Raw genomic sequence first — 13,431 nt, forward strand, 5'->3', positions numbered from 1 at the left:
TGGCTTCTCCGGCTAGGACCGACGAAACGCCGCGGACAGACGGGCGGAACCGTTCCAGCCGACTGTCCTGGTGATCCTGACGGTGGCCGTGGGATCCCGGTCGGGCGCGCGAACGCCCCGCCGCGCCACCGACGCCCGCCGGGTCGCCCCGTCCCTGCCCCGGCGGCCGTCCGCCCGCTGTCCCGGTGGCTCCGGCCCCGCGGTTCCCCACGGCCGGACCGTACGGCGGAGCGGTGACCGCACCCTCCCCGTCCGGCCTCGGCGAAGCTCCCGGACGGCCCGCCCTCGGGCGGGCCGTCCGCCGATCACGAGGTGACCCCATGCCCGCACGACCCGGTCCACAGCCCCTGTCCGAACCGAGCCGCCGCGGCGTCGTCGCCGGCGCCGTCGTGTCGGCGGTGGCCCTGTACACCACCGCGACCCCGGCGGCGGCACGGCCGCTGCGGGACACGCCGGTCCCGGTGGGCACGACCGACACCTTCGGGACCGGCCGCCCCCACACCGCCGATGTGCTGGCCCCGTGGGGCAGCCCGCTGGAGAGCGGTGTGCCCGACTGGGACGGCACGGCCTCCGCCGGAGCGGAGCAGCAGGCGCGGCAGACCGGCACGCACCACAGCGGACTGCAGTACCGGCCGCTCACCCCCGTCGGCCGCCGCGCCGAGCGGGGACTGCTGGTGATCGGCCATGAGTACCCGGACGAGACGCTGCTCTTCGCGGACGGCGGCCGCACGAGCACCACGCCCTCGGGCCACGCCAAGGCACTCGCGGCGGTGGGCGTCACCGTCGTCGAGGTCCGGCGCACCGGCGACGGCTGGCGCACGGTCCTGTCGCGCCACAACCGGCGGGTGACCGGTGCCACCCCCGTCGTGTTCTCCGGGCCGGTCACCGCCGGCCATCCGCGGCTGCGGACCCCGCACCCGCCGCGCGGCGTTCTGGCGGCCGGCTTCGGCGGAACGACGCCGTGGGGAACCCACCTGGTGGGTGAGGAGAACTTCCACCGCTTCTTCGGCACCGACCACCCCGGCTGGGCGCCCGACGAGGCCCAGCGACGCTACGGCTTGAACGCCTTCGGCCACGGCCACCAATGGCACCGGGCGGACGAACGGTTCGACCTGGCGGCCCATCCCGGCGAGGCGAACCGGTGCGGCTGGGTCGCCGAGATCGACCCGATGGACCCCGCGGCGCCACCGGTCAAGCGAACGGCTCTCGGCCGGTTCAGACACACCGGCGCCACCGTCACCGAGTCGCGCGGAAGGGCCGTCGTCTACAGCGGAGACGACGAGGACGGCGGCTACCTGTACAAGTTCGTCGGCGCCGCCGCCTGGCGGAGCCTGCTCGGCCGGGGACACAGCCCGCTGGACCACGGAACGCTGTACGTGGCGCGCTTCGGGGACGACGGCTTCGGCCGCTGGCTTCCACTCGTCCACGGCGACGGTCCGCTGACAGCCCGGAACGGCTGGCGCGACCAGGCCGACGTACTGCTGCGCGCCCGGCAGGCCGCCGACGCCCTGCGGGCCACCCCGCTGGACCGGCCCCAGCAGACCGCCGTCCACCCCCGGACCGGGCACCGCTACATCGCCCTGGCCAACGGCACCGGAGCCGGGGCCGTCGCGGCGGGCTGCACGCCGGATCCGCCGGGCCCACGCCCGGCCAGCCCGTGGGCGGGCAACCGGTGCGGGCACATCCTGCGCTGGCGGGAGACCGGGGACGACGCGCGGTCCGGCACGTTCAGATGGAGCTTCTTCGCATGGGGCGGGTACACGCCCCACCGGGTGGCCGGCTCCTCGTCCACCGCGTTCGGCTCGCCCAAGGGCCTGTGCTTCGACCGTGGCGGACGGCTGTGGATCACCACCGGCCACACCGGGGAGGACCGCACGGCGCTGGGCAACAACGCGCTGCTGCTCGCCGACCCGGCGACCGGCGAGGTGACCCGGGTGGCCACCGGGCCGTACGGTGCCGAACTCACCGGCGTCGCGGGCACTCCGGACGGCCGGACCCTGTTCGTCAACGTCCAGCACCCCGGAGAGCGCACCCCGGGGTGGGGCGCGCCGACCCCCGACGACCCGAGAGCCGTCGGCAACTGGCCCGACCACGACCCGTCCGGGCGGCCGCGCTCGGCCACCGTCGCCCTCCGGCGGCGCGACGGCGGCCGCGTCACGACGTCCTGAGACCGGCACGACCGGGTTTCCGCAGCGGAGGAGCAGCAATGGTCTACATCGTCCCGCGTTCGGCCTGGAACGCCCGGGCACCCAGACAGCACACCGATGAGCCCTGGACCCCCTGGAACGGCGGTGTCATCGTCCACCACAAGGGGCCGGGCAGCGGTTATCCCTATCAGGACCACCAGGGGTGCTACGAGCAGGTGCGGGTGATCCAGCTCGACCACATAGAGCGCAGGGTGTGGAACGACATCGCCTACAACTACCTGGTGTGCACCCACGGCTGGGTCTTCGAGGGCCGGGGCGGGAAAATACGCTCGGCCGCCAACGGCGTGGAGACGACGGGAGCCAACCAGAACTGGTTCGCCGTCATGGGGATGATCGAGGTGGGCGACGAACCCTCATCGGAGATGCTTCAGGGCATTCGCGAGATCATCGCGCACGTCAGATGGTACGAGAAGGCGGGCCTCGGCATCGCAGGACACATGGACGTGGCCACCACCGAGTGTCCTGGACGGCTCTACCGCTATGTCAACGACGGCTCGCTCGACCCCGGTAGTTCGGCGCCGTCGCCGCTCCCTCCTCCGATCGACATCGTTCCCCGCGTCCAATGGGGCGCGCGTCCCGCCCGGGCGGTTTCCCGTGTGGAGCCGAGCGCCAGGACCGGCTTCACGGTCCACTACTCCGCCGGGCCACCCACCCAGACGCCGCGGCAGATCCAGAACTACCACATGGATTCCAACGGCTGGGACGACATCGGCTACAACTTCCTCGTCGACAGGGCCGGCCGCGTCTACGAGGGACGCGGCTGGTACGTGCAGGGCGCCCACGCCACCGGCCACAACGTCACGCACATCGGAGCGTGCTTCATCGGACGCGACGGCGAGGCCACCCCCGACGCCCTGCGGGCCATCCGCGCGCTCTACCTGCACGCCAACAAGCTGACGGACAAAACCCTGGCCAAGACCTGGCACGGGGGCCTGTCCGGCCAGGCGACCCCGTGCCCGGGATCCTCACTGCGCGCCTGGGTACAGGGCGGCATGGCCGGCGACGACGTTCCCGTCGCCGACGGCACCGGCGGCGGGTCGGGCGGTGGGGGGATGACGTCGGTGCGGTCGGTGGCCGCCCAGCAGCGCGCGGTCAACGACCTCGGTCACTCCCCGGCGCTGGAGGAGGACGGTATCTGGGGGCCGAAGACGGACGCGGGGGTGCGCTGGCTGCAGCAGAAGGTCGGTGTCACCGCCGACGGGCTGTGGGGCCCGGACACGGAGGCCGCGTACCGGACCGCCACGGGAGACACCGGCGGCGGGTCGGGTGGCGGCGGGATGACGTCGGTGCGGTCGGTGGCCGCCCAGCAGCGCGCGGTCAACGACCTCGGTCACTCCCCGGCGCTGGAGGAGGACGGTATCTGGGGGCCGAAGACGGACGCGGGGGTGCGCTGGCTGCAGCAGAAGGTCGGTGTCACCGCCGACGGGCTGTGGGGCCCGGACACGGAGGCCGCCTACCACGCCTACCTGGGCGAGGGGGCCCGCCTCGACGTCGACGGCGTCTTCGGTCCGGCGACCGTCGCGGCCACTCAGCGCGCCATCGGCGCCACGGCGGACGGCCAGTGGGGACCTGCTTCCGTCCGTGCCCTCCAGCAGCACTTGAACAACTGGGGTTCCGCCGGACTCACCGTCGACGGTGACATGGGACCGGCCTCGGTCAGTGCCCTGCAGCGGCACCTCAACAAGATGACGAAGGCCGGGCTGGAGGCCGACGGCCTGTGGGGACCCGCGACGGTCCGGGCCCTCCAGAAAGCCCTGAACCTCGGCAAGCTGTGACAGTGCCCCACGCCGGACCCGTCCGGCACGGGGCGCTGTGTGACAGGGTCAGTGCTGGGCGGCGTAGCCGATGAAGTCGGTCCACGCGGTGGGGGAGAGGGCGAGTTCGGGGCCGCGCCGGTCCTTGGAGTCCCGGACGTGGACCGCCCGCGTGTCCCGCGCCACCTCGACGCAGGCGTCGCCGTCGGAACCGCTGTAGCTGCTCTTGAACCAAGCCCGTTCGTCGATGCTGCTCATAGCGCTCCTCGCAGTCGCTTCAGCAGGCTCCTGGAGTCGTCGGAGGTGAGAGCCTGTGAGCGCAGTCTCGCATACCGCTGGAGCATGATGCTGACCTCTTTCGGGGCCGTGATCAGCATCCCGCCGCGCTGGCCCTCCGCGTAGCCGAACCACTTGTTGTCCGGGGACTCCAGGAGCATCAACGGGCCGTCGAAACCCGCGTGGTCCGGCTGGTGGCGCGGCATGATCTGCAGCTCGACGTTGAACTGCGACGACCTCTCCAGAAGGCTGTCGAGCAACTCCCGCGTCACGTCCGGGCCTCCGGTGCCGCGCTCCAGCAGTGCCTGCTCGACGATGAAGCTGAACGTGATCGCCGGCCTGCGGTCGAACAGTCGCTGACGCTCCAGACGGGCCGTGACCTGCTGGGCCACCTGGTCCTCGTCCTTCACCGGCGGGACGCTCTCCGTCACCGCCCGTGCGTAGCGTTCCGTCTGCAACAGGCCGGGAACCACCCGGCAGTCGTAGGTCCACAGCGTCACCGACTGCGTCTCGAGGCGCGCCCACTGCCGGAACCAACTCGCCAGCCCCACCTGCCGCGACAGATGCGGCGCGGCCCTGCGCAGCGCGCCGGTGTTGCCGGTCGCCTCCTCCGCCCGCTCCACGAAGCCCCGGTCGGGCATCCGGCGGCCCAGCTCCACCGAGGCCACCGTGTGCTTCGAGAAGTGGACCAGAGCGGCGAACTCCTCCCGGCTGAGGCCCGCGTGTTCCCGTAAGGCCTGGACGAACGCGCCGAAGGTGCGCATGCTGTCCGAGGCCCCGGGTTCACCGCAACTCCCCGCGCCCGCCCCGCCGTCCGTGTTCTCGTGGGCCACCGTCGGCCACCTCCCGCGCACGTGCCACGCCGTACCGCTTCTGACTGGGCTCCATCGTCACCCGGAGCGAGGCGTACCGTCCACGGAATGTGTGCGTACGCTGACTCTGCGTACGCGGAGCGCCGTCGGCGCGATCGGTGCGGTGCGACGTGCTTCATGCCGCCGCCACGTCGACTGCGGAGAGAAGTGGACCTACCGTACTGCCACGGCCGCTGATCGATCGCCGGGTACCGCCGCGGAGCCGGAAGCCGGGGCCCTTCCCGGAACGAGCGGCCGGGGCACTTCGGACCATCGCGTCCTCGCAGACCGTCATGGCTGACCACGAGACGAAAGAGCCGAGCATGCTGATTGGAGTGACCCGGGAGACAAGACCCGGGGAGACCAGGGTCGCGGCCACGCCCGCGACCGTCAGGCAACTGACCGGACTGGGCTACGACGTGGTGATCGAGTCCGGGGCGGGGGCGGGCTCGAACATCACCGACGAGGCGTACACCCGGGCCGGTGCCGCGATCGGCACCGCCGAGGAGGCGTGGCGTGCCGACCTGGTCTTCCGGGTGAACGCCCCCGAACTCGTGGAGGTGGAGCGGCTCAAGGAGGGCGCGACGCTGGTCGCCCCGCTCGCGCCGGCGGCCAACGGCAGCCTGCTCACGGCGTTGGCCGCGCACAAGGTCGACGCCTTCGCGATGGACGCCGTCCCGCGCATCTCCCGGGCCCAGTCGCTGGACATCCTCTCCAGCCAGGCCAATATCGCGGGGTACCGTGCGGTGATCGAGGCGGCGCACCACTTCGGCCGGTTCTTCACCGGTCAGGTGACCGCGGCGGGCAAGGTGCCCCCGGCCAAGGTGCTCGTCGCCGGCGCCGGCGTGGCGGGTCTGGCGGCGATCGGCGCGGCCGCCTCCCTGGGCGCCGTCGTCCGTGCCACCGATCCACGGCCGGAGGTCGCCGACCAGGTGAAGTCGCTCGGCGGCGCGTACCTGCCGGTGGACGTCGAGGTGGAGCAGTCGGCCGACGGGTACGCGCGGGCGACCTCCGAGGCGTACGACCGGCGGGCCGCCGAGATCTACTCCGAGCAGGCCGCGGACGTGGACATCATCATCACCACGGCCCTGATCCCCGGGCGTCCGGCGCCGAGGCTGATCACGGCCGCCGACATCGCCTCCATGAAGCCCGGCAGCGTCGTCGTCGACATGGCGGCCGCCCAGGGCGGGAACGTCGAGGGAACGGTCGAGGACCAGGTCGTCACGACCGGCAACGGTGTGACGATCATCGGCTACACCGACCTGCCCGCGCGGCTGCCGGCGCAGTCGTCACAGCTGTACGGCACCAACCTGGTCAACCTGATGAAGCTGGTGACCCCCGCCAAGGACGGGCGGATCGTCGTCGACCTCGAGGACGCCGTGCAGCGCGGGCTGACCGTGGTCCACCAGGGCGACGTGCTCTGGCCGCCACCCCCGGTGCAGGTGTCCGCAGCCCCCGCCGCGGACACCGAGGCGAAGGAGCCGGGGAAGACGGAAGGGAAGGCGGCAGGGGCGGAGAAGAAGAAGCTCTCCGCGACCGCTGCCAAAGCGGCCCTCGTCGGCACCGGTTCGCTGGCGCTGTTCCTCCTCAACGCCTTCGCCCCCTCGGAGATCACCCAGCACTTCACCGTGCTGACACTGGCGGTCGTGGTCGGCTTCTACGTCATCGGGCACGTGCACCACGCGCTGCACACGCCGCTGATGTCGGTCACCAACGCCATCTCGGGAATCGTCGTGGTGGGGGCGCTGCTCCAGCTGACCGGCACCGACAACGTGGTGCTGGTGCTGGCCGGCGTCGCCACGCTGCTCGCCTCGATCAACATCTTCGGAGGCTTCGCCGTCACCCGCCGCATGCTCTCGATGTTCCGGAAGGCGTGAGGTGACCATGGACGTCCTCTCGGTCTCCGGCGCGGCGTACCTGGTCGCCGCCCTCCTGTTCATCCTGTCGCTCGCCGGGCTCTCCCGGCACGAAACCGCGTCCCAGGGCTGGACCTACGGCGTCGCGGGCATGACCCTCGCGCTCGCGGCCACGGTCCTGCGGGTCACCGACGCCGGTTCACTCACCTCTCTCGTCGTCCTCGGGTCCGCGGTCGCGGCCGGCGCGGTCGTCGGACTCTGGTGCGCGAGGCGCGTGCAGATGACCGGCATGCCCGAACTGATCGCGCTGCTGCACTCCTTCGTCGGTCTCGCCGCGGTGCTGATCGGCTGGAACGGTCATCTGGAGGGGGGTTCGCACGCCGACGGCATCCACCACGCCGAGGTCTTCATCGGTGTCTTCATCGGCGCGGTCACCTTCACCGGCTCCGTCGTCGCCTTCCTGAAGCTCTCGGCACGGATGAAGTCCGCGCCGCTGATGCTGCCGGGCAGGAACGCCGTCAACATCGGGGCCCTGGCCGGCTTCGTGATCCTCACGGTGCTCTACGTCATCACGCCGTCACTCGGGCTGCTGACAGCGGTCACCGCGCTGGCGCTGGCCCTCGGCTGGCACCTGGTCGCCTCCATCGGCGGCGGCGACATGCCCGTGGTCGTCTCCATGCTCAACAGTTACTCCGGCTGGGCGGCCGCCGCTTCGGGATTCCTGCTGGGCAACGACCTCCTGATCGTCACGGGCGCGCTGGTCGGCTCCTCCGGCGCGTATCTCTCGTACATCATGTGCAAGGCGATGAACCGCTCCTTCGTCTCCGTCATCGCGGGCGGCTTCGGGCTGGAGACGGGCCCGTCGGGTGACCAGGAGCACGGCGAGCACCGTGAGATCTCCGCGGAGGACACCGCGGAACTCCTCCTGTCCGCCTCGTCCGTCGTCATCACCCCCGGTTACGGCATGGCGGTGGCGCAGGCGCAGTACCCGGTCGCGGAGATGACCCGGCTGCTGCGCGAGAAGGGCGTCGACGTGCGCTTCGCCATCCACCCGGTCGCCGGGCGGCTGCCCGGACACATGAACGTCCTGCTGGCCGAGGCGAAGGTGCCGTACGACATCGTCCTGGAGATGGACGAGATCAACGACGAACTCGCCGGTACGGACGTCGTGCTGGTCATCGGCGCCAACGACACCGTCAACCCGTCGGCGGCCGAGGACCCGGACTCGCCGATCGCGGGGATGCCGGTGCTGCGGGTGTGGGAGGCGGGGAACGTGGTGGTCTTCAAGCGGTCGATGGCCGCCGGCTACGCCGGCGTGCAGAACCCGCTGTTCTTCCGGGAGAACTCCCAGATGCTCTTCGGCGATGCCAAGACCCGCGTCGACGAGATCGTGGGCGCGCTGTCGCGGGTGCCGGTCTGAGAGGGACGGCGGGCCGCCGGCGCGGTGACGGACCGCACCGGCGCCCCGCCCTGCCGGCCCCGGGCTTCGGGACCGCCGGTGACGCCCCGTCGGTTAGGGTGGCGAGCGGAGAGTGACGGACCGACGGCTCCCGCGTGGGCCGGGTCGGACACGACGGGGGGCTCGTTCGTGGGGAGGCTGACGCGTGGTCACCCACCGGTCGGATGAGAGGCCGGCGCGCGCGGTGCTGCCGTCGGCGTCGAGCGCTTCGCTCGGGCCGGTCGCGGCCCTCGCCGCGCTGATCGTCGTCGTACTCGGGGTCCTGTACGCCGGTGACGGCGGGCCCGGCGCGGTGGACGCGCGGATCCAATCGGTGGTGGACGGTGCGGGGCCGCCGTGGCGGCACATCGCCCTGGCCACGGACTTCCTGGGGGAGCCGGTGGGAGCGGCGGTGCTGGTCGGGGCCGCCGTGACGGGCTGTCTGCTGGTCCGGTGGTCTCGCGCGGCGGTGCTCGTCGTGGTCGCGACCGGCCTGGCCGTGGGGGTGACGAAGCTGCTCAAGCCCCTGGTGGGGCGCACCATCCACGGCGACGACAACCTGTCCTACCCGAGCGGGCACACCGCCTTCCTCACCGCGTTCGTCCTCGTGGTGGCGCTGCTCGTGACCGGCCGGCGCGGCCTCGGCGGGACGGCCGGCACGTCACTCGTGCTCACCGCGGCGCCGGCCGCCGGTGCCGCCATGGGCTGGGCGCAGGTCGCCCTGGGCGCGCACTACCCGACCGACGCCCTCGGCGGCTGGTGCACCGCGCTGGCGGTGACACCGGCGGCCGCGTGGCTGGTCGACCGGGTGGCCGACGCCGGTCGGCCGGAGCGCCGCTGACGTCACGCCAGGCGGCGGAACACCGGCTTCACCGGTCGTCCGCCCAGCCAGGGGGTGGGGTCACCGGCGTCCAGCGCCTTCCGGTACACCGCGCACGCCTGGGCCACCACGTCGACGGTGTGCTCGATGTCGGCGTCGTCGAGCGCGCCGCTCACCACGAACGACGGGGCCAGCACCCCGCCCGCGAGGAGCCGGCGCAGGAACAGCGTGCGGTACTCCTGAGAGGGCCGGCGCTGCTCGTCGAGGGTGGCGAAGACCAGGTTGCTGGCCCGGCCCCGGACGACGACGTGGTCGCCGACGCCCATGCCGGCCGCGGCCTCGCGGACACCGGCGGCCAGCTTCTCGCCGAGGGCGTGCAGCCGCGCGGTGACGCCCTCCTCGGTGTAGACGGTCTGCACGGCCATCGCGGCGGCGAGCGCGTGCGTTTCCGCGCCGTGCGTGGTGGACAGCAGGAACACCCGCTCGTCGGAGTGGCGCAGCCCGCCCCGCTCCATCAGCTCGCGCCGCCCGGCCAGCGCCGAGACGGCGAACCCGTTGCCCAGCGCCTTGCCGAACGTGGAGAGGTCGGGGACGACGCCGTACAGGCCCTGGGCGCCCGCCTCGGACCAGCGGAAGCCGGTGATCATCTCGTCGAAGACCAGCACGCAGCCGTGCCGGTCGGCCAGTTCGCGGAGGCCGGCGAGGTATCCGGGCGGCGGCTCGGTGTGGCCGGCGGGTTCGAGGATCAGGCAGGCGATCTCGTCCCGGTACCGGGTGAGCAGTTCCTCCGTGGCGGCCAGGTCGCCGTAGGGGAACGCCACGGTGAGTTCGGTGGTCGCCGCCGGGATGCCGGCCGACATCGGCGTGGTGCCGATGAACCAGTCGTCGACGGAGAAGAACGGGTGGTCGGCGCAGACGGCCACCCGCGGGCGCCCGGTGGCGGCGCGGGCGAGGCGCACCGCGGCGGTGGTGGCGTCGGAGCCGTTCTTCGCGAACTTCACCATCTCGGCGGTCGGCACCGTGGCCAGGAAGCGTTCCGCGGCCTCGGCCTCCAGGACGGACGGCCGTACGAAGTTGCTGCCGCGGTCGAGTTCCCGCCGCACCGCCTCGGTCACGCGCGGGTGGGCGTGACCGAGACTGACCGACCGCAGGCCGGAGCCGTACTCGACGTAGCGGTTGCCGTCGACGTCCCACACATGGGCGCCGCGGCCGTGGCTGATGACCGGGGCCAGGTTCTCGGGGTACTGGTCGTCGCCCTTGGCGTAGGTGTGCGCGCCGCCGGGGACCAGGGCGTGCAGCCGTTCGTTGAGCGCCCGTGAGCGGGGCAGTGCGAACTCTTCGGTGTCCACGGCGATCTCAGCTCTCCTTGTGCTTCAGGACCTCGGCGAGGCTCGGCGCCTCCCGGTCCCGCTGGGACATCGAGGTGACCGGCAGCGGCCAGGGGATGGCGAGCTCCGGGTCGTCGAAGGCGATCGTCACGTCCTCGGCCGGGTCGTGCGGGCGGTCGATCCGGTACGAGGTGTCCGCGGTCCCGGTCAGCGCCTGGAAGCCGTGCGCGCATCCCGCCGGGACGTACAGGGTCGTCTGCGTCTCGCCGGACAGCTCGAAGGAGGCCCGGCCCAGGTAGGTCGGCGAGTCGGGCCGCAGGTCCACGACGACGTCGAAGATCCTCCCGTACGAGCACCGCACCAGCTTGGCCTCGCCGGCGCCGGAGCGCAGGTGCAGGCCGCGCAGCACGCCCCGGACCGACCGGGACAGGCTGTCCTGGACGAAGGCGTCCGGGTCGAGGCCCACCGAGCGGACCACGTCGGCGTCGAAGGTGCGGCAGAAGAAGCCGCGCTCGTCGGCGTACGGCGTCGGCTCGAACAGGTACGCCCCGGTGATCTCCGGGACTTCGGTCGCCTTCATGGAGCCTCTCTCAGGGGGTGGGCGTGGTCGGTCGCGGGGAACAGGGCCGCGGTCAGGGCGGCGAACTGCCGCTCGACGCGCCGGGTGGCGTCCAGGTTCCGTTCGGCGAGGGTCCGCCGCAGCTCCGCCGACCGCCGCTCCAGCTCGTGGAACTGTTCGAGCAGCCGGTCGGCGTCGGTCTCGCGGGCCGGGTGGCAGTACGCGCCGAGCCCCATCCGGGCCATGAGCGTGTCGCTCTTCGCCGAGTAGCTGAGCGCGAGGGTCGGCGTTCCGGTCTTCAGCGCGCAGACCAGGTTGTGGTACCGGGTCGCCACCACGGTGTCGGCGGCCGACATCTCCTTCATCAGGTCGGCCAGCGAGGCCGTCTCGGCGACGGTGACCAGCGGCGAGTCCACCGCGTCGAGGATCGCGTCGGCCACCGGCCGGTCGAGCTCGTCACCGGTGACCAGCCGGACCGGCCTGCCGTCCTCGACCAGCGCGCGGACGAAACGGGTCGTCCCGTCGAGATAGCGCCGGTGGATCTCCTCGGCCCGGTCGCGCTCGTCGTTGCTCCCGTGGAAGTCCATGACGCCGACGCAGACCGGGCCCGGCGGCCCCGGGGGCGCGCTCGCCGGCGGCGCCGGCAGGGCGAACACGAGGTCCTCGTAGACCTCGTCGCGCGCGGTGTCCACGCCCATCGCCCGCATCGCGTCGCGGGACATGGTGTCCCGGTACGACCGGTACGCGGCCAGCCGTGTCGACCAGCGGGTCAGGGTCCGGGTCGGCCGGTTGCCGATCGTGCCGGCGCCGACGCTGACCAGCGCGACCCGGGTGCCGACCAGCCGGCCGGTCGCGCAGAGCAGGAACAGCGAGTACGGGAAGCCCCACGGCCGCAGCGGCAGCGTGGTCTCCAGGACGCCCGTGCCCGGCACGATCACCACGTCGTGCCGGCGCGCCCAGGCGGCGGTGCGGACGACGTCGACGAGTTTGCCCAGCCCCTTGGCCGCGACCGCGCCCGCACGGGACGCGGTCCGGTACTCCCCGCGGTACCAGTGCAGCCGCGTCGCGGGGATCCCGTACCGGGCCGTGACGGCCTCGGGCCCGCCGCACAGCGCGTCCACGACCGCCTCCGGGTGCTCGGCGCGGAGGTACCCGAGCACGGCCTCGAGCGACCCGTCGTTGCCGACGTTGCCGGCGCCGAGCAGGCCGAACACCCCTACCCGCGGGGACCTCACGCGCTCCTCCCCTCACGGCCGGCGACCAGGGCGTCGACGGAGACGGTGAGCCGGCCCGGGTCGACCGGGGCGCGGTCCTCGACCCGCTCGCCGGCGCCCGGCCGGACCCGGCTGGTCATCCACGCGGCCAGGTGGCGGTGGCAGGCGCGCCGGTCGGCCGAGGACAGCGGCGCCCGCCCGATCGCGGAGACGAAGCCCCAGACGTACTCGGCGAGCAGCCGGGGCGTCGGGTGCAGCGGACCCGCCCGGCGCGGGTCCAGGTTGACGCACCGGGAGCGCTTGGAGGGGTTCGCCCGCTCGGCGCGGGTGGGATGGTCGCGGCGGAAGTACAGCAGCTCCGGCACCTGGTGGAACGGCCCGTGCAGGGTGATCTCGGCGACGAACGTGCGGTCCGCGTGGTGGTAGCTGTCGTGCGGCTTCACCCGGCGCAGCATGTCCGCCCGCATCACCCCGTAGAAGTCGTCGCCGCCGGGCTCGAACAGCAGGCTGCGGAAGCGCTCCGGCGCGTGCGGCGAGTCGGTGGCGAGCGAGTACGCGTAGGGGACCTTCACCCGGCCGTCGCCGTCGATGACCGCCTGGCCGCTGTGCGCGAGGACGACGTCCGGCCGTTCGTCCAGCGCCTCGACGCAAGAACGCAGCAGGTCACGGGCGTACAGGTCGTCGTGCGAGGCCCACTTGAACAACTCGCCGCGGCACTCGGTGAACACGTAGTTGTGGTTCGGCGCGGCACCGATGTTCCGGGGCAGCCGGATGTAGCGGATGCGGGAGTCCCGCGCGGCGTACTTCCGGCAGATGTCCTCGGTCCCGTCCGTCGAGGCGTTGTCGGAGACGACCAGCTCGAAGTCCTCGTAGGTCTGGCCGAGCAGGGCGTCGAACGCCTCGGCGAGGTACTCCTCGCCGTTGTACACGGGCAGGCCGATGCTCAGCCGGGGATGGGGGGTCACGGTGTCCTCACTTCGCGGATGCTTCGGGGATGGGGATGGGGGTGCCTGATGGATCTCCGCGGGGAAGGAGCGGCGTCCGGTGCGTGCTCTCGGCGTGCCGGCCGGAAGCCCTCGTACTGGGCGTACTTGGGCTTTCGGCCGGTGCGGCGAGAGTGCGTGCCGG

11 protein-coding genes are annotated in these 13,431 nt (G+C 72.7%); 5 read left to right on the top strand and 6 right to left on the bottom strand.

Annotation, left to right across the window (positions count from 1 at the left end):
- The first annotated feature begins 320 nt into the window (after positions 1 to 320).
- Both ACZ62B_RS18585 and ACZ62B_RS18590 read left to right on the top strand, forming a co-directional pair.
- A complete protein-coding gene (locus ACZ62B_RS18585) occupies positions 321 to 2,168 on the top strand; it encodes a PhoX family protein (protein WP_469691136.1) in 1,848 nt (615 codons plus the stop codon).
- Positions 2,169 to 2,206: 38 nt separating this feature from the next.
- Entirely contained in the window at positions 2,207 to 3,982 is a 1,776-nt protein-coding gene (locus ACZ62B_RS18590; protein ID WP_469691138.1) for a peptidoglycan recognition protein family protein, read from the top strand.
- Positions 3,983 to 4,030: 48 nt separating this feature from the next.
- On the opposite strand, the gene ACZ62B_RS18595 is transcribed toward ACZ62B_RS18590, so the two are convergent.
- Complete coding sequence (locus ACZ62B_RS18595; RefSeq protein ID WP_468886666.1) at positions 4,031 to 4,219, bottom strand: DUF397 domain-containing protein; 189 nt, start codon at positions 4,217 to 4,219, stop codon at positions 4,031 to 4,033.
- Positions 4,216 to 5,070, bottom strand: a complete 855-nt coding sequence (locus ACZ62B_RS18600; protein ID WP_468886665.1) for a helix-turn-helix domain-containing protein — start codon at positions 5,068 to 5,070, stop codon at positions 4,216 to 4,218. Before ACZ62B_RS18600 ends, ACZ62B_RS18595 begins: the two co-directional genes overlap by 4 nt.
- Before the next feature lie 341 nt (positions 5,071 to 5,411).
- On the opposite strand from ACZ62B_RS18600, the gene ACZ62B_RS18605 reads away from it, so the two are divergent.
- From ACZ62B_RS18605 to ACZ62B_RS18615, 3 genes are all read left to right on the top strand, one after another.
- Positions 5,412 to 6,965 carry a Re/Si-specific NAD(P)(+) transhydrogenase subunit alpha gene (locus ACZ62B_RS18605; protein ID WP_344566336.1) on the top strand — a complete coding sequence of 518 codons (1,554 nt, stop codon included), beginning with the start codon at positions 5,412 to 5,414 and terminating at the stop codon, positions 6,963 to 6,965.
- Between the two features lie 7 nt (positions 6,966 to 6,972).
- Positions 6,973 to 8,364: a Re/Si-specific NAD(P)(+) transhydrogenase subunit beta gene (pntB, locus tag ACZ62B_RS18610; protein WP_344566334.1), complete on the top strand. Its 1,392-nt coding sequence runs from the start codon at positions 6,973 to 6,975 to the stop codon at positions 8,362 to 8,364.
- A 184-nt stretch (positions 8,365 to 8,548) separates the two neighbouring features.
- Entirely contained in the window at positions 8,549 to 9,223 is a 675-nt protein-coding gene (locus ACZ62B_RS18615; RefSeq protein WP_344566332.1) for a phosphatase PAP2 family protein, read from the top strand.
- Between the two features lie 2 nt (positions 9,224 to 9,225).
- On the opposite strand, the gene ACZ62B_RS18620 is transcribed toward ACZ62B_RS18615, so the two are convergent.
- Genes ACZ62B_RS18620 through ACZ62B_RS18635 form a run of 4 tightly spaced genes read right to left on the bottom strand, consistent with a single transcriptional unit; the run spans position 9,226 to position 13,268 of the window.
- Positions 9,226 to 10,551 carry a glutamate-1-semialdehyde 2,1-aminomutase gene (locus ACZ62B_RS18620; protein ID WP_469691142.1) on the bottom strand — a complete coding sequence of 442 codons (1,326 nt, stop codon included), beginning with the start codon at positions 10,549 to 10,551 and terminating at the stop codon, positions 9,226 to 9,228.
- Positions 10,552 to 10,558: 7 nt separating this feature from the next.
- The gene (locus ACZ62B_RS18625; protein WP_468880771.1) at positions 10,559 to 11,110 is read right to left on the bottom strand and encodes a dTDP-4-dehydrorhamnose 3,5-epimerase family protein; all 552 of its coding nucleotides are present in this window, start codon (positions 11,108 to 11,110) and stop codon (positions 10,559 to 10,561) included.
- Positions 11,107 to 12,324 carry a polysaccharide pyruvyl transferase family protein gene (locus tag ACZ62B_RS18630; RefSeq protein WP_344566326.1) on the bottom strand — a complete coding sequence of 406 codons (1,218 nt, stop codon included), beginning with the start codon at positions 12,322 to 12,324 and terminating at the stop codon, positions 11,107 to 11,109. The genes ACZ62B_RS18625 and ACZ62B_RS18630 overlap by 4 nt, the downstream gene beginning before the upstream one ends.
- Complete coding sequence (locus tag ACZ62B_RS18635) at positions 12,321 to 13,268, bottom strand: glycosyltransferase family 2 protein (RefSeq protein ID WP_344566324.1); 948 nt, start codon at positions 13,266 to 13,268, stop codon at positions 12,321 to 12,323. Before ACZ62B_RS18635 ends, ACZ62B_RS18630 begins: the two co-directional genes overlap by 4 nt.
- Positions 13,269 to 13,431 lie beyond the last annotated feature (163 nt).

This window comes from Streptomyces sp. NPDC053426 (assembly GCF_055585405.1).

Bases quoted from the DNA above. Each gene is read 5' to 3' on its own strand.
- ACZ62B_RS18585 (WP_469691136.1), top strand. From the start codon at position 321: ATGCCCGCACGACCCGGTCCACAGCCCCTGTCCGAACCGAGCCGCCGC.
- ACZ62B_RS18590 (WP_469691138.1), top strand. From the start codon at position 2,207: ATGGTCTACATCGTCCCGCGTTCGGCCTGGAACGCCCGGGCACCCAGA.
- ACZ62B_RS18595 (WP_468886666.1), bottom strand. From the start codon at position 4,219: ATGAGCAGCATCGACGAACGGGCTTGGTTCAAGAGCAGCTACAGCGGT.
- ACZ62B_RS18605 (WP_344566336.1), top strand. From the start codon at position 5,412: ATGCTGATTGGAGTGACCCGGGAGACAAGACCCGGGGAGACCAGGGTC.
- pntB (WP_344566334.1), top strand. From the start codon at position 6,973: ATGGACGTCCTCTCGGTCTCCGGCGCGGCGTACCTGGTCGCCGCCCTC.
- ACZ62B_RS18625 (WP_468880771.1), bottom strand. From the start codon at position 11,110: ATGAAGGCGACCGAAGTCCCGGAGATCACCGGGGCGTACCTGTTCGAG.